Source organism: Pseudomonas sp. XS1P51, from assembly GCF_054897845.1.
In genome coordinates, this window is sequence record NZ_CM142707.1 from 2446647 (window position 1) to 2460956 (window position 14310).

The following is a 14310-nucleotide window of genomic DNA, read 5'->3' on the forward strand; positions in this document are numbered from 1 at the left end:
CCGCGCAGTGAATTATTTGGCTGTCGGCATGCTGAATTCAGGGCCCTTGACGATACTGTCGGGCCAGCGCTGCATCACGCTTTTGTAGCGGCTGTAGAAGCGGATGCCTTCTTCGCCGTAGGCGTGGTGATCGCCGAACAGCGAGCGCTTCCAGCCACCAAAGGAGTGCCAGGCCATCGGCACCGGAATCGGCACGTTGATGCCGACCATGCCGACCTTGATGGTACGAGCGAAGGCGCGGGCGATGCCGCCGTCGCTGGTGAAACACGACACGCCGTTACCGAATTCGTGGGCGTTGATCAGGGCCACGGCGCTGGCGAAATCTGGAACCCGCACGATGCCCAGCACCGGACCGAAGATTTCCTGCTGGTAGATGCTCATCTCTGTGGTGACGTTATCGAACAGGGTCGCGCCGACGAAGAAGCCGTTTTCGGCGCCCGGCACTTTGAAGTGGCGGCCATCGACGATCAGCTGTGCGCCCTGGGCTACGCCTTCATCGATAAACCCTTCGACCTTGGCCTTGTGCTCGGCAGTGACCAGCGGCCCCATGTCGCTATCGCCCTGCATGCCGTCGCCGACGTTCAACTGATCGATGCGTGGCAGCAATCTGGCAATCAGTTGGTCGCCCACATCGCCCACCGCCACGGCAATCGAGATCGCCATGCAGCGCTCACCGGCCGAGCCGTAAGCGGCGCCGATCAAGGCATCCGCCGCTTGATCCAGGTCCGCGTCGGGCATCACGATCATGTGATTCTTCGCCCCGCCCAGGGCCTGCACACGCTTGCCCCGGGAGGTCGCTTGCTGGTGGATGTATTCGGCAATCGGGGTCGAGCCGACAAAGGAAATCGCCTCGATGTCCGGGTGTTGCAGCAAGGCATCGACCGCGGTCTTGTCGCCCTGGACCACGTTGAACACACCGTCCGGCAAGCCCGCTTCGGTCAGCAGGCGAGCCATCAGCAAACTCGCGGACGGATCGCGCTCGGACGGCTTGAGAATGAAGCAGTTACCGGTGACCAGCGCCAGCGGGATCATCCACAACGGCACCATCACCGGGAAGTTGAACGGCGTCACCCCGGCACATACACCCAGAGGCTGACGCAGGTTCCAGTTGTCGATGCCGCCACCGATGTTGTCGCTGAACTCGGTTTTCAGCAGGTTCGGCGCGCCGCAGGCGTATTCGACGATTTCGATGCCGCGGGTGACTTCGCCCTTGGCGTCCGAAAACACCTTGCCGTGTTCGCGGCTGATGATTTCTGCCAGTTCATCGTGATGGCGGTCGAGCAGTTCCTTGAACTTGAACATCACCCGCGAACGGCGCAGGGACGATTGCTCGGACCAGGCCGGGAATGCCTTCAGCGCAGAGGCAACGGCGTCGTCCACGGTCGTCTGGCTGGCCAGCCCTACGCGCGCCTGAACGCTGCCGGTGGCCGGGTTGAAGACATGGCTGAACCGCTCGCTGCCGCTGTCTTGCACCTGACCGCCGATGTAATGGCCGATGACCGGGACGTCGCTCATTGTTGGTGTTCTCCGTTCGAATGTTGGAATTCAGAGGTCCAGCAGCCAGCTGTGCTGCGGATCGTTATGGAACTGCCAGACGCGTTTCGGGCCGGCCATGACGTTCAGGTAGTACGACTCGTAGCCATACGGCACGCTGACCGGGTGATAGCCCTTGGGCACGACCACCAGATCGCTGTTTTCCACGGCCATGGCCTGGTCGATGCTGTGGTCGTCGGTGTACACGCGCTGAAACACGAAGCCTTGGGGCGGGTTGATCTGGTGGTAATAGGTTTCTTCGAGAAAGCTCTGGTGCGGCAGGTCGTCGGTGTCGTGCTTGTGCGGCGGGTAGCTCGATGAGTGTCCCGACGGCGTGCGCACTTCCACCACCAGCAGCGAATGGGCGGGCTCGGTGTCTGGCAGGATGTCGCAGACGTAACGGGTGTTGGCCCCTTTGCCGCGCACGCTGCGCTTCATGCTGTCGGGTTTGATCAGGCGTGGGCCGAGGGATCCGGTGGTCGAACCCGGCGCGGCGCACACAGCAACTTGCACATCACTCAGGGCGACGACCTGGGCCTGACTGCCAGGCGGCAAGTACGCGGCGAACGGCGACTTGTCTTCGAACACCGACTGCCTATCGCCAATGTTGTCCCAGTCGAACGCGCCCTCCCCCGGTGCTTCGCCCTTGATGCTGACCCGGCCGCTGAGCAAGACCAGGCACAGTTCTTTATCACCGGCGGCGACCGGCAATGTTTCGCCGAGGCTCAAGCGGTAAGCGGCGAAGCCGACGTATTCCAGCTGCCCCTGTCCCAACTCGACCATGGTCCGGCCGCGTGCATTGCTTTTGACCAGCAGGCTCATAACCCAATCCTCTCGTCGAGCAACGTACGCAAGGTGTCGTAGCCTTTTTTGGCGTAGACGTAACTCGGCGCCACGGCCGGATCCTGTTCGGCTTCGACCACCAGCCAGCCGTGGTAATCGGCGGCCATCAGCACATCGAGCAATGCAGCAAAGTCGATATCGCCATCGCCGGGCACGGTGAAGGTGCCGTTGATGATGCAGTCCGGGAAGCTCCACAGATGGTTGCGCGCCAGTTGCACCACCGGTTTGCGCACGTCCTTGAAGTGCACGTGGCAGATGCGCTCGATGTGTTTGCGCAGCACGTGCAACGGTTTGCCGCCTCCCATGTAGCAATGGCCCGAATCGAACAGCAGGCCGACTTCGCTGCCGGTCAGCGCCATCAGTTTGTCGATGTCGGCCGGGGATTCGACGTAGGCGCCCATGTGGTGGTGATAGGCCAATCGCACGCCTTGGGACAGGGTGAAACGCGCCAGTTCGGTGAGTTTGTCGGCGTATTCCTGCCAGGCGTGTTCAGTGTGGAAACGCGGGCGTTCGACCAGTGGAATGTGCTGGCCTTGAATGGAGTCCGCAACCTCGCCATAGACCAGCACCTTGGCGCCATTCTTGGCCAGCAGCTCGACATGGCTGCCGATGGCGTCGATTTCTTCGGCTACGGATCGGCGGGCCAGACGGCTGGAATACCAGCCGGACACCAGCGCCAGGTCGTAGGGCCGCAGCACGTCGCCGACGCCTTTGGCGTCCTTGGGGAATTTACCGTTGAGCTCGAAACCTTCGTAGCCGATTTCCTTGCCTTCACTCAGGGCCGTGCTCAACGGCGTCTCGCCGCCGAGGGACGGCAGGTCGTCGTTGCTCCAGGAGATCGGGTTGATGCCAATTCGGATAGCGGGCATGGCTGCACCTTTTATTGTTTTACATAACCAGTAAGAGCGACGCTGAACCCTTGTGGGAGCGAGCCTGCTCGCGATAGCGGTGTGTCAGGTGACATTAATGTTGACTGTCAGTCCGCTATCGCGAGCAGGCTCGCTCCCACAGGGGTTTCGCGGTGTGACGTCAGGCGCGGGCCATACGCCAGGCATTAATCAGTTCAACAAACGTGCCCTGCACCTGACGGATCAGCGCTTCATCGTCGATTTCACCGGCCAGCCACGCGCGGCTCGGTTCCTGGAAAATCGTCCGGCCCACGGCGAACCCGCGGCAGGTCTGGCTCTGGCTGGCCTGTTGAAACCCTTCGGCCAACGCTGATGCCGGGGCATTCAAGCCCAGCAGCACCACGCCTCGGCAGTACGGATCGCGCGCCTGGATCAGTTCGTCGAGTTGCTTCCACTCCTCGGCGCTTTGCGCTTCGATCTTCCACCACGCCGGGTAAATGCCCAGGTTGTAGAGGCGTTTCAGCGCCCGATACAACACGTCCGGGTGGGTCGAGGGGTGATCCTTGGGCGGGATGATTTCCAGCAGCAATTCATGACCGCTGACCTGGGACGCCTGATACAAGCCCTTGATCTGCGCTTCCTGTTCCAGTCGCAGCAACGGCTCGTCATCGGGGTGAAATTGCACCAGGCACTTGATGATCTGCTCTTGCGGCCAGGCGATCAGGTTACTGCCGATGGAGCGCCCATGTTCGAAGGCCAAGGGTCGCGAGCCTTGCACTTCCACCGGCCGCGCCACCCACCAGCCGCGACCGGTGGCGGCGTTCAGCGAGTCCTGACCGAAACGTTGATCGGCCAGCAGCCCGACATCGGCGTCGATGCCTTGCTCACGCAAATCGGCTTCGACCCGCTCCACGGCCAGGATGAACAGTTGCTTGAGTTCGCTGATAGCGTTGAGGTCGCGACCGCCCTTATGGGCCAGTTCCACCAGTTGCCCGCGATGGTCGAAGGCAAAAATGAACAGCTGCTTCCACTGTTTGCGCGGCACGCTGACCTGATGCAGGCGCTGCAGGACAGCGTCCTGATCCGGCCGGGTAATCGGCACCGGGCTGTTGAACAGATAGTCGAGTTCGGCGGGGGTCGGCATTGCCGGGGCGCAGGCGTGGCGCGACACCACCAGACCGCCACAGGCATTGGCCAGTTGGCAACAGCGCTCGTCGTTCGCCTCGATCAACCAACCGCTGAGGAAGCCCGACATGAAGGCATCGCCGGCACCCAGCACGTTGAGCACTTCCACACGAACACCGGGATAGATGGCACCCTCTTCGAGGCGATCCGGGATCTCGTCGTGAATCACCGTGCAGCCCTGCGGACCGAGCTTGACCACCAACGTCGCGTTGCTCAGACGGCGGACATTGCGCAGTGCGGTGAGCAGATCCCCGGCGCCGCCGGCCATCAGAAACTCTTCTTCAGTGCCGACGATCAGGTCGAAACGCGGGAGGATTTTCTGCACATGCTGACTGACGTTCTGGTCGGCAACAAAACGGGTTTCACCGTCCGCCTTACTCGCCAGGCCCCAGAGCACCGGGCGGTAATCGATGTCCAGCACCCGTTTGACGTTGTGCTTCTCGGCGTAGTCCAGCGCCTGGATGCTCGCCTTGTACACGCCCTCGGTGGAGAAATGGGTGCCGGTGATCAGCAAGGCCTTGCTGGAGGCGATGAAGGCTTCGCTGATGTCTTGCGCTCGTAGCGCCATGTCGGCGCAGTTTTCGCGGTAGAACACCAAAGGAAAGGTTTCGCGATCCTTGAGGCCCAGCAGGACCATGGCGGTCAGGCGCTCCGGATCGATCTTGATGCCGCTGACGTCGCAGCCTTCGCGGGCCAGGGACTCGACCAGGAAGCGGCCCATGTGGTCGTCCCCTACCCGGCTCAGCATCGCTGACTTGAGTCCCAACCGGGCGGTGCCGAAAGCGATGTTGGCGGACGAGCCGCCCAGGTACTTGGCGAAGCTGCTCACATCTTCCAGCCGCGCCCCGACTTGCTGCGCATACAGGTCGACGCCAAGGCGCCCCAGGCAAATCAAATCCAATTGACGCCCACTGGCAAAACGAGTCTGGCCCATGCTGGCTCCTGTTATTTTTATCAGCCTGCGTTCGGGGCAATGACCGCGCCGAACACTCTTGGTGGATGCAGACTAAAACGTCCGGGACCGAACAATCAATAATTATTCCAAATATTTTTTACGTGGAATATTTTTTCCAATAAACTTTTGTACAAGCATTCCAGACACAGTGCATCGTTTCAGCAAACCCCACGCTGATGGCAAGCTCAAGATTTTATTCGGGCCGACCCTGTAGACTGCGCACAGCCAACCTATTGTCAGGGGACGATTCGAACTGTCGTCCCTATAAGAACAAGCCAGAAGGATTCCCTATGTCCCGCACCGATCAGCCGGCTACGACCGAGAGCACGCCCGAGAGCGTTCTCGTCAGCCCCCCGATCAATGCCGAGCGTCTGCTGCAGCTGATCACCGAGGAATACGAAAGCCTGCCGCGCCAGCTCAAACGCATCGCCAGTTACATGAGCCAGCAAAGCGACCGGATCATGGTCGACCGCATCAGCGACATTGCCCGCGAATGCGAAGTGCATCCGTCGGCCATCGTGCGGTTCTCCCAGCGTTTCGGGTTCAGCGGTTTCAGCGAGATGCAGGCGCTGTTTCGCGAGGCCTACACGCACAAGACCACGCCGGTGCAGAACTACCAGCAGCGCATTCGCAGCATGATCGCCAACAAGTCGCAGAAGGCCAGCGGCGGTGACCTGGCGCGCGAGTGCATCAATGCCACCCTTTCGGGCATCGAACGGCTGGGGCTGGAGCTCGATGACCAGGCCTTCGACAAGGCCGTGGACCTGGTGGTGAATGCCGACAACATCTACGTGGTCGGCGTGCGTCGCTCGTTCGCCGTGGCCGATTACCTGGTCTACAACCTGCAACACACCAACAAGCGCATCCACCTGGTCTCCGGGCTCGGTGGCAGTTATCGCGAGCAGATGCGCAGCGTGCGCGCCAATGACCTGGTGATCGCCATCAGCTTCACGCCGTACGGCAAGGAAACCCAGCACTGCCTGCGTATCGCCCAGCACCATCAGGCGAAAACCCTGATCATCACCGACAGCAACCTCTCGCCCCTGGCCAAGCGCGCCAGCACCGTGCTGCTGGTCAATGAAGGCAGTTCATTTGCCTTCCGCTCGTTGAGTGCGACGTTGTGCCTGTGCCAGGCGTTGTTTATCGCCGTGGCCTACCGACTGGAATTGAAGGTCGATGAGATTCACGAACAAGTAGGCTTCGAGGATTAGCGCGACGCCGGTTACAACGAGCTGAACCTCAGCTAAGGTTGTCCATCCCGAAATGGCCATCTTATGGAGAGGTTCAATGAAGCTGATCGGCATGCTGGATTCACCCTATGTGCGACGCGTCGCCATTTCTGCCAAACGCCTTGGCATACCGCTGGAGCACGAATCGGTTTCGGTGTTTCGGCACTTCGAGCAATTCCAGCAGATCAACCCGGTGGTCAAGGCCCCGACCCTGGTGCTGGATGACGGTGAAGTGTTGATGGACTCGACGCTGATCATCGATTACCTCGAAGCGCTGGCCGGTCCCGGCAAGAGTTTGATGCCTGGCGATCTCGATCAACGCCTGCGTGCGTTGCGCCTGATTGGCCTGGGGTTGGTGGCCTGCGAGAAATCCGTGCAGCTTTACTACGAGCGCAACCTGCGGCCGGCGGAGATTCAATTCGAACCGTGGGTGGAAAGGGTCGAAGAGCAATTGGCGGCGGCGTATTCGGCACTGGAACGGGAGCTGGAAAAGCAGCCACTGAAGACTGATGGTTCGATTGATCAGGACGGGATTACGTTGGCGGTGGCGTGGAGCTTCACCAACCTGGTAGTGCCGGATCAGGTGGAAGCTGGGCGGTTTCCGTTGATCAGCGCATTTACCGGGTATGCCGAGGGGCTTGAAGTGTTTGTCAGTACACCGATCGAGTGATGGTTTGAAGATCAAAAGATCGCAGGCTTCGCCAGCGCCTACAGGGATTGGGTACACCCGCTAGATTGCGGTTGCACGCGGTCTGCGTAGGAGCTGCCGAAGGCTGCGATCTTTTGATCTAAACGTATTCACTCAATGGATCAATGCATGAACAAGGCGATCAGGATGATGATCGGGATCGGCACGCCAAGAAAGAACAACAGTAATGAGCGCATGGTAGTTCTCCTGGGTTAGCGAACAGGCAGTGGAGTGGTGGTCACATAAGCATCGGATTCCAGATACACCACCGCATCCCGACGACGACCGCCGAAGGTTGCCGCGAGGCTGGCAAAAAACGCTCCGATCAGCAGGGCAATGAACATCCACAGCGAGGTCCAGGCAGCGACCTTGGCGGCGGTGTCGGCAGCTTGCTGGGCAGCCAATTTGGCGTCGGCGACGGCTTTTTGGGTGCGGGCATAGACTTCGTCGACACGACGTTCAGCGTCCGCTTGAGTGAGGTTGGTCCGTTGGGCGACCAGTTGCGCCAGGTAGGTGCGGTCTTCGGCAGCCAGTTGACCGTCATTGCTCAGACTGCGCACGAAGATGCGGGTCACGGTGCCACGGGCGGCATCGTCGTTGACGGCAACCGGGCGATCATCGCGGAACAGGCTGTCAACGAAGTAGCCGTACGGGTCACTGTCGGCAGTGCCCGCCGCCGCGCCGGCCGCTTGAGTCATGGCACTGGCGGCACCACCGGCCACATTCGCCCCGGCCTGCACACCGCCACTGACGATACTGCTGACCGAGCCGACGACCAGCGTCGCCGTCACCAGCGTCGCCACGCACCAGGCCAGAAAGCCATGGGCCGTGTCACGGAAGTAGACCTCATCACCATGCATGTTCGCCCACTTCACCCGCAGGCGACCGGCGATGTAACCACCGAGCCCGGACGCCACGATTTGGGTAACCGCCAGCCAGACAATCGTTGAAATGCCCAGGCCCTTGGCGCTCACGCCTTCATTGGCCCAGGGCGACACCGCCGAAAAACCCAGGCCAAAACCGAGCAGGACGAGGATCAGCGACAACGCCGCTGCCGCCGCGGCACCGGCAAAAATCGCCCCCCACGACACGCCGGAGAGCGTGCTCGTTTCTTCTGCGACCGGATAGAAACCATCAGAGGATCTATTCATTGTTGTATCGCTCCAGGCAGGAAAGATGGTGTTACAACTCTTCAACGGAGGAATTGCAGCCAACGTGCCAGATACCAACTTTTAATAAATCGATTTATTTCAACGTCTTATAAGTTTTTAACTTCATATACCCATGCAATTTGCAAGGAACAATCAATATCAGCGGGTTTTATGCATTGGTCGTCGAAGATCAAAAGATCGCAGCCTTCGGCAGCTCCTACGTTTAGGACGCGGTTCCCTGTAGGAGCTGCCGAAGGCTGCGATCTTTTCGCCTTATATGAAGTTTTATTTAGAAAGCCTGCCATCATTTCTTGGCAAAATGCCGCTCAACGTTGTGAACCCTTAATCAGGCAAGCCTATGACCCGCATCTTGACCATCGAAGACGACGCCGTGACCGCCCGGGAAATCGTCGCCGAACTGAGCAGCCACGGCCTCGATGTGGATTGGGTCGACAATGGCCGCGAGGGGCTGGCACGCGCGGTCAGCGGCAACTATGACCTGATCACCCTCGACCGCATGCTGCCCGAGCTCGATGGCCTGGCGATTGTCACCACGCTGCGGACCATGGGCGTGGCGACGCCGATCCTGATGATCAGCGCCCTCTCCGATGTCGACGAGCGCGTTCGCGGCTTGCGTGCCGGGGGTGACGATTACCTGACCAAACCGTTCGCCACCGATGAAATGGCCGCCCGGGTCGAAGTCCTGCTGCGCCGCCAGAACACCGTGACCGCCCAGGCCACCACGCTGCGGGTGGCGGATCTGGAATTGAACCTGATCAGCCACGAAGCCAGCCGCGACGGCCAACTGCTGACGCTGTTGCCCACCGAGTACAAGCTGCTGGAATTCCTGATGCGCAACACCGGGCAGATTCTCTCGCGAATGATGATCTTCGAAGAAGTCTGGGGTTATCACTTCGACCCCGGCACCAACCTGATCGACGTGCACATCGGCCGACTGCGCAAGAAGATCGACCCACCCGGCAATGTCCCACTGATTCGGACTGTGCGAGGCTCGGGTTATGTCATTGCCGAACCCCTCTAAAGGCTGGCGCTCTTCCAACAGCCGCCTGCTGGCGCTCTACAGTTCGCTGTTCGTGATCTGGAGCGGGATTCTCATGGGGGTCATGTACTACGAGGTGTCTGCTTACCTGGACAACCTGGCCAAACACTCGCTGATGCAACGTCAGCATTTGTTTTCGCGTTTTTCCGGCGAACAACTGGCGGACGCCCTCGCCGTCAGCATGACCTTCGACATTCGCGGCATCGATGCCTACGGCCTGTTCGATGATCAGCATCACTACCTCAGCGGTGCCCTGCGCCACATCCCCCAGGGTCTGCCGCTGGACGGCAAGATCCACATGCTCAGCGACTGCGCCGAATCCGACGACCCGACCCTGCCTGCCGACAGCTGCGACGCGGTGGCGACCCAGACCAAGGACGGCCGCTGGCTGGTATTGGTGCGGGACAACGGCTCGCTGTTTGCCGTGACCCGAATCATCCTGCACGCGTTGTTCTGGGGCGTGACCCTGACCATTTTGCCGGGCATCGCCGGTTGGCATTTGCTGCGCCGCCGGCCCCTGCGGCGCATTCGCGGGATTCAGGCCAGCGCCGAGGCCATCGTCGCCGGCGACCTGACCCGACGCCTGCCGCTGTCCAATCGCCGCGACGAACTGGACATGCTCGCCGCCATCGTCAACGCCATGCTCGAACGCATCGAGCGTTTGATGAACGAGGTCAAGGGTGTCTGCGACAACATCGCCCATGACCTGCGCACACCGCTGACCCGCTTGCGGGCGCAGCTGTATCGCATGCAGCAACAGGCGGGCGAAGGGTCGACAGAAGCGGCGCAACTCGATTCAGTGCTCGCCGAAGCGGACACCCTGATGGCGCGTTTTCGCGGCTTGCTGCGGATTTCCGAACTGGAAGATCGCCAGCGGCGTTCCGGTTTTGTGCAGCTGGATCCGGTGCCGTTGCTGCAGGAACTGCACGACTTTTACCTGCCGTTGGCGGAAGAAGGCGAGCTGGCTTTTCAGCTGCAACTGCCTGACGTCTTGCCGACACTGAATGGCGATCGGGCACTGTTGTTCGAAGCTGTGGCGAACCTGCTGAGCAACTCGATCAAATTCACACCGCCGGGTGGCGAGGTGATTTTACGCGGGGTCAATGCAGGTGGGCATACGCGCATCGAAGTGCTCGATTCGGGTCCCGGAATTGCGGTGGCGGAACGGGAGGCGGTGTTTCAGCGGTTCTACCGCGCCGAGGGCGGGAATCAGCAAAGCGGGTTCGGACTGGGGCTGTCGATCGTGGCGGCGATTGTCAGCCTGCATGGGTTTACGCTTGAAGTGGGAACCGGCGAACTCGGTGGCGCACGGTTGCTGCTCGATTGCCGGCAGAGCCTGATTCCCCAGACCTAGCGCTCATTCAAGACCAAAGCAAATCCCTTGTGGGAGCGAGACCGGCTTGCCGGCGATGGCTGCCTCCCAGTCAACATTGATGTTGTCTGACGCGGCGCTATCGCGAGCAGGCTCGCTCCCACAGGGGGATTGGTGGTGTTTATCAGGCCGGGTAGTTGGCCCGCAAGGCTTCGAGACCTCCCTGATAAATCCCGGTAAACAACGCCACCACTTCCTCGTCACTCACGCCAACCGGCGCAAACCGCCCCGACCAGCTCACCCGAGCTCCCTGCCCTTGCGCTTCCACACTAATGGTCGCCAGGTAGTCAGTAGCCGGAAACGGTGCCTGCAAAATCGAGTAGCTGTAGGTTTTCGCTGCGTTGTCGAACGACTCAAGCCGTTCAACCACCACCGCGCCTTCCGCCGTTTGCAGACTGCGCACCCGCCCGCCTTCACTCAGTTCGCTCTTCGCAATGAACGGCAGCCAGTCCGGCAGCGAGTTGAAGCCGCCGATCAATTGCCAGACCTGCTCGGCGGTCGCCGGGATGTCGATGAATGCTGATGCACTTGCCATTTAATGTTCTCGCTTAATCAATAAGGTTCAAATCGCCAGGCTGTCGACGACACCGCCGTCGACCCGCAGGGCTGCGCCGGTGGTGGCCGACGACAGGGGTGAAGCGATGTAGGCCACCAGGTTGGCGACCTCTTCGACATCGACCACACGTTGGATAATCGAACTCGGCCGGGCCTTGCGTACGAACGCATCGGCTTCTTCCCGGACACTGCGCCCCGATTCGGCCGTGGCATCCTTGAGCATCTGCTCCAGTCCATCGGTCAACGTCGGGCCGGGCAGGATCGCATTGACCGTCACGCCAGTACTCGCCAGTCGCTTGGCCAAGCCATGGGACACCGCGAGGTTAGCGCTTTTGGTCACGCCATAGTTGAGCATGTCGGCCGGGATCGCGATCCCGGATTCCGAGGACAGGAAAATCACCCGCCCCCAGCCCTGCTTGACCATGTCCGGCACGTAATGCCGTGACAGGCGCACGCCGGAGATCACGTTGACCTCATAGAAGCGCGTCCACTCACTGTCCGGCGTGTCGAAAAAATCCACCTCATTGAAGATCCCGAGGTTGTTCACCAGGATGTCGGCACTCGGTTCGGCGGCGAACAACTGCTCGGCGCCTTCGGCAGTGCCCAGGTCGGCGGTCAGGCCGCGCAACCGGGCGCCCGGCACGCTCTGGCGAATGCTCGCCAGCGCTTGCTCGACCTTGGCCGTCTCGCGGCCGATCACCACCACCACGGCGCCGGACTCGGCCAGTGCCTTGCTGATGCCCAAACCGATGCCGGCGGTGCTGCCGCTGACAATCGCCAGTTTTCCAGTCAGATCGATCTTCATGTTCAAACTCCTGTGATTGGCAATGGGGCGCGTTCGGACACCAGCTTCGCCTCACGCATGGCCTGCCAGAACGCACCAGGAATCACCGCCGACAACGCCGCGACATCTTCAGCTATCCGGTCCGGACGGCTGGAACCTGGAATCACCGCCGCCACCGCAGGGTTAGCCAGGGAGAACTGCAACGCCGCCGCCTTGATGGCGACACCGTGGGCCGCCGCGATGCGTTTGATCTGTTCGACCTTGTTGATGATCGCCGGGCTGGCCTTCTGGTATTCGAAGTGCGTGCCACCGGCCAGAATGCCCGAGCTGTACGGACCACCGACCACGATTTCAACGTTCTGCGCCAGGGCTGCGTCCATCAAACGCTGCAAGGCCCGGTCGTGATCGAGCAATGTGTAGCGACCCGCCAACAGAAAACCGTCTGGCTGCGCTTCGGTCAAATCCAGGGTCAGTTCGCAAGGCTCGACCTTGTTCACGCCCAGCCCCCAGCCCTTGATCACGCCTTCTTCGCGCAAGCGGGTCAGCACTTTGAAGGCGCCGGTGCGGGCCTGATTGAAGTACTCCAGCCATTGATCGCCGTAGAAGTCCTGGGCGATGTCATGCACCCAGACGATGTCCAGGCGATCGGTTTGCAGACGCTTGAGGCTGTCTTCAATCGAACGCATCGTCGCGTCGGCGCTATAGTCGTTGACGATCTTGTTCGGGCGACCGTGTTCGAACACCCCGCTCTTCTCGCCCAAGTCGCGGGCCGCAGCGTCTTCGACTTCGTCGAGAATCACTCGGCCGACCTTGCTGCTCAACACGTAGTCGTCACGGTTGTATTGGGCCAGCGCGGCGCCCAGGCGAATTTCGGAAAGGCCCGAACCGTAAAACGGCGCGGTGTCGAAGTAACGCACGCCGGCATCCCAGGCCGCGTGCACGGTGGCCAGCGCCTCTTCTTCAGGGATGGCGCGGAACATGTTGCCCAGTGGGGCAGTACCGAAGCCCAGCTTGCCGGGCAGTTTGTCTTTCAAGCTCATGATTCAATCCTCGTCAGTTTCAGAGGTCAGTTGAATGACCGTTGAGCAGATCGTAGATTGCGATGATCGGACCGTCCAAGACATAATGCGCAGCACTTAAGTCCCTATAGGTCTTACATGATCGACATCCGCCAATTGCGCTACTTCGTCGCCGTCGCCGAAGAAGAACACGTCGGTCGCGCCGCCGAACGTTTGCACATTTCCCAATCACCGCTGAGCCGGCAGATCGCCCAGCTCGAAGAACGCCTTGGCCTGACCCTGTTCGAGCGCAGCCAGCAGCGCATTCGCCTGACTCGAGACGGCCAGACTTTTCTCGCCGAGACCCGCGCCCTGCTGACCCACGCCAATCGTCTGGAATCCCTTGGCAAACGTCTGGGCCGCGGCGAAGAAGGCGGCTTGTGCATCGGCTATATCGAGAACGCCATGCACGCCGGCGTGCTGCCGAATGCGTTGCGGGTGCTGCGGGTCGACCGGCCGAACGTGCACGTCGCGCTGTACAACCTGAGCTCCGACGAACAACTCGAAGGCCTGCGTCAGCGTAGTCTGGATATCGCACTGGTCAGTGAACCGCCCGTCGCCGACGATCCGGACCTGTTGGGTTTTCAGGTGCTGGATGACCCGATGCTGCTGGCCTTGCCCGAGCACCATCCACTGGCACAGCAGACGACACTGACCCCGGCGGACCTGGCCGATCAGGAGTGGATCGGCGTGCAATACCGCCAGAACTGCGCCAGCCGCGAAGACTTCGTCAGCGCCTGCATCCGCGCCGGTTTCATCCCGGACATCCGCATGGAAGCCACCGAACCGTTCACCGCACTGGGGCTGGTGGCGTCGGGATTGGGTATCGCGATGATTCAGAAAGGCTTGAGCCGTAACGCACCACCGGGCGTGGTGCTGCGGGAAGTGCCGTGGATTGCCTTCACCTCCCCGCTGTGGGCGGCGTGGCACCGGATCAATTTGCGGCCATTGGTGGAGACGTTCAGGAAGGTGCTGACAGAGCCGGGCCCGGCCACATAAAAGGGCGGACGACCCCACTCCCTGTGGGAGCGAGCCTGCTCGCGATAGCG

13 protein-coding genes are annotated in these 14310 nt (G+C 60.9%); 5 read left to right on the forward strand and 8 right to left on the reverse strand.

Annotation, left to right across the window (positions count from 1 at the left end; all coding sequences use genetic code 11):
* Positions 1-12: 12 nt before the first annotated feature.
* The 4 genes from ACYZUD_RS11270 to ACYZUD_RS11285 all read right to left on the reverse strand — a co-directional run bounded on the left by ACYZUD_RS11270 (position 13) and on the right by ACYZUD_RS11285 (position 5343).
* Positions 13-1515, reverse strand: a complete 1503-nt coding sequence (locus ACYZUD_RS11270) for a CoA-acylating methylmalonate-semialdehyde dehydrogenase (RefSeq protein WP_462024066.1) — start codon at positions 1513-1515, stop codon at positions 13-15.
* 30 nt (positions 1516-1545) lie between these two features.
* Positions 1546-2355, reverse strand: a complete 810-nt coding sequence (gene iolB, locus ACYZUD_RS11275; protein ID WP_462024067.1) for a 5-deoxy-glucuronate isomerase — start codon at positions 2353-2355, stop codon at positions 1546-1548.
* Positions 2352-3245 carry a myo-inosose-2 dehydratase gene (gene iolE / locus ACYZUD_RS11280; protein WP_462024068.1) on the reverse strand — a complete coding sequence of 298 codons (894 nt, stop codon included), beginning with the start codon at positions 3243-3245 and terminating at the stop codon, positions 2352-2354. Before iolE ends, iolB begins: the two co-directional genes overlap by 4 nt.
* A 160-nt stretch (positions 3246-3405) precedes the next feature.
* Positions 3406-5343, reverse strand: a complete 1938-nt coding sequence (locus tag ACYZUD_RS11285; RefSeq protein WP_462024069.1) for a bifunctional 5-dehydro-2-deoxygluconokinase/5-dehydro-2-deoxyphosphogluconate aldolase — start codon at positions 5341-5343, stop codon at positions 3406-3408.
* Positions 5344-5654: 311 nt separating this feature from the next.
* Here ACYZUD_RS11285 and ACYZUD_RS11290 point away from each other — a divergent pair, with 311 nt between their 5' ends.
* Together ACYZUD_RS11290 and ACYZUD_RS11295 are read left to right on the forward strand one after the other, a co-directional pair.
* Entirely contained in the window at positions 5655-6575 is a 921-nt protein-coding gene (locus ACYZUD_RS11290; RefSeq protein WP_462024070.1) for a MurR/RpiR family transcriptional regulator, read from the forward strand.
* Between the two features lie 76 nt (positions 6576-6651).
* Positions 6652-7263: a glutathione S-transferase family protein gene (locus ACYZUD_RS11295; protein WP_462024071.1), complete on the forward strand. Its 612-nt coding sequence runs from the start codon at positions 6652-6654 to the stop codon at positions 7261-7263.
* 230 nt (positions 7264-7493) lie between these two features.
* On the opposite strand, the gene ACYZUD_RS11300 is transcribed toward ACYZUD_RS11295, so the two are convergent.
* Positions 7494-8432, reverse strand: a complete 939-nt coding sequence (locus tag ACYZUD_RS11300) for a hypothetical protein (RefSeq protein WP_462024072.1) — start codon at positions 8430-8432, stop codon at positions 7494-7496.
* 358 nt (positions 8433-8790) lie between these two features.
* Between ACYZUD_RS11300 and ACYZUD_RS11305 the strand changes: the two genes are divergently transcribed.
* Together ACYZUD_RS11305 and ACYZUD_RS11310 are read left to right on the forward strand one after the other, a co-directional pair.
* On the forward strand, positions 8791-9474 hold the full coding sequence (locus ACYZUD_RS11305; protein WP_033058247.1) for a response regulator transcription factor: 684 nt from the start codon (positions 8791-8793) through the stop codon (positions 9472-9474).
* Positions 9452-10846 carry a sensor histidine kinase gene (locus ACYZUD_RS11310; RefSeq protein WP_462024073.1) on the forward strand — a complete coding sequence of 465 codons (1395 nt, stop codon included), beginning with the start codon at positions 9452-9454 and terminating at the stop codon, positions 10844-10846. Before ACYZUD_RS11305 ends, ACYZUD_RS11310 begins: the two co-directional genes overlap by 23 nt.
* A gap of 142 nt (positions 10847-10988) precedes the next feature.
* Here ACYZUD_RS11310 and ACYZUD_RS11315 read toward each other — a convergent pair whose 3' ends face one another.
* The 3 genes from ACYZUD_RS11315 to ACYZUD_RS11325 are packed head-to-tail and all read right to left on the reverse strand — an operon-like array spanning position 10989 to position 13243.
* Positions 10989-11399, reverse strand: a complete 411-nt coding sequence (locus ACYZUD_RS11315) for an SRPBCC family protein (RefSeq protein WP_462024074.1) — start codon at positions 11397-11399, stop codon at positions 10989-10991.
* Positions 11400-11426: 27 nt separating this feature from the next.
* Positions 11427-12224, reverse strand: a complete 798-nt coding sequence (locus tag ACYZUD_RS11320) for an SDR family NAD(P)-dependent oxidoreductase (RefSeq protein WP_462024075.1) — start codon at positions 12222-12224, stop codon at positions 11427-11429.
* A 2-nt stretch (positions 12225-12226) separates the two neighbouring features.
* Positions 12227-13243 carry an aldo/keto reductase gene (locus ACYZUD_RS11325; protein ID WP_462024076.1) on the reverse strand — a complete coding sequence of 339 codons (1017 nt, stop codon included), beginning with the start codon at positions 13241-13243 and terminating at the stop codon, positions 12227-12229.
* 117 nt (positions 13244-13360) lie between these two features.
* Between ACYZUD_RS11325 and ACYZUD_RS11330 the strand changes: the two genes are divergently transcribed.
* Complete coding sequence (locus ACYZUD_RS11330) at positions 13361-14260, forward strand: LysR substrate-binding domain-containing protein (RefSeq protein ID WP_462024077.1); 900 nt, start codon at positions 13361-13363, stop codon at positions 14258-14260.
* The last annotated feature ends 50 nt before the right edge of the window (positions 14261-14310 follow it).

Excerpts from the sequence above, each read along its gene's own strand:
- ACYZUD_RS11290 (WP_462024070.1), top strand. The coding sequence starts at position 5,655 with ATGTCCCGCACCGATCAGCCGGCTACGACCGAGAGCACGCCCGAGAGC.
- ACYZUD_RS11315 (WP_462024074.1), bottom strand. The coding sequence starts at position 11,399 with ATGGCAAGTGCATCAGCATTCATCGACATCCCGGCGACCGCCGAGCAG.
- ACYZUD_RS11300 (WP_462024072.1), bottom strand. The coding sequence starts at position 8,432 with ATGAATAGATCCTCTGATGGTTTCTATCCGGTCGCAGAAGAAACGAGC.
- ACYZUD_RS11295 (WP_462024071.1), top strand. The coding sequence starts at position 6,652 with ATGAAGCTGATCGGCATGCTGGATTCACCCTATGTGCGACGCGTCGCC.
- ACYZUD_RS11320 (WP_462024075.1), bottom strand. The coding sequence starts at position 12,224 with ATGAAGATCGATCTGACTGGAAAACTGGCGATTGTCAGCGGCAGCACC.
- ACYZUD_RS11325 (WP_462024076.1), bottom strand. The coding sequence starts at position 13,243 with ATGAGCTTGAAAGACAAACTGCCCGGCAAGCTGGGCTTCGGTACTGCC.
- ACYZUD_RS11270 (WP_462024066.1), bottom strand. The coding sequence starts at position 1,515 with ATGAGCGACGTCCCGGTCATCGGCCATTACATCGGCGGTCAGGTGCAA.
- ACYZUD_RS11285 (WP_462024069.1), bottom strand. The coding sequence starts at position 5,343 with ATGGGCCAGACTCGTTTTGCCAGTGGGCGTCAATTGGATTTGATTTGC.
- ACYZUD_RS11310 (WP_462024073.1), top strand. The coding sequence starts at position 9,452 with ATGTCATTGCCGAACCCCTCTAAAGGCTGGCGCTCTTCCAACAGCCGC.
- ACYZUD_RS11330 (WP_462024077.1), top strand. The coding sequence starts at position 13,361 with ATGATCGACATCCGCCAATTGCGCTACTTCGTCGCCGTCGCCGAAGAA.
- iolB (WP_462024067.1), bottom strand. The coding sequence starts at position 2,355 with ATGAGCCTGCTGGTCAAAAGCAATGCACGCGGCCGGACCATGGTCGAG.
- iolE (WP_462024068.1), bottom strand. The coding sequence starts at position 3,245 with ATGCCCGCTATCCGAATTGGCATCAACCCGATCTCCTGGAGCAACGAC.
- ACYZUD_RS11305 (WP_033058247.1), top strand. The coding sequence starts at position 8,791 with ATGACCCGCATCTTGACCATCGAAGACGACGCCGTGACCGCCCGGGAA.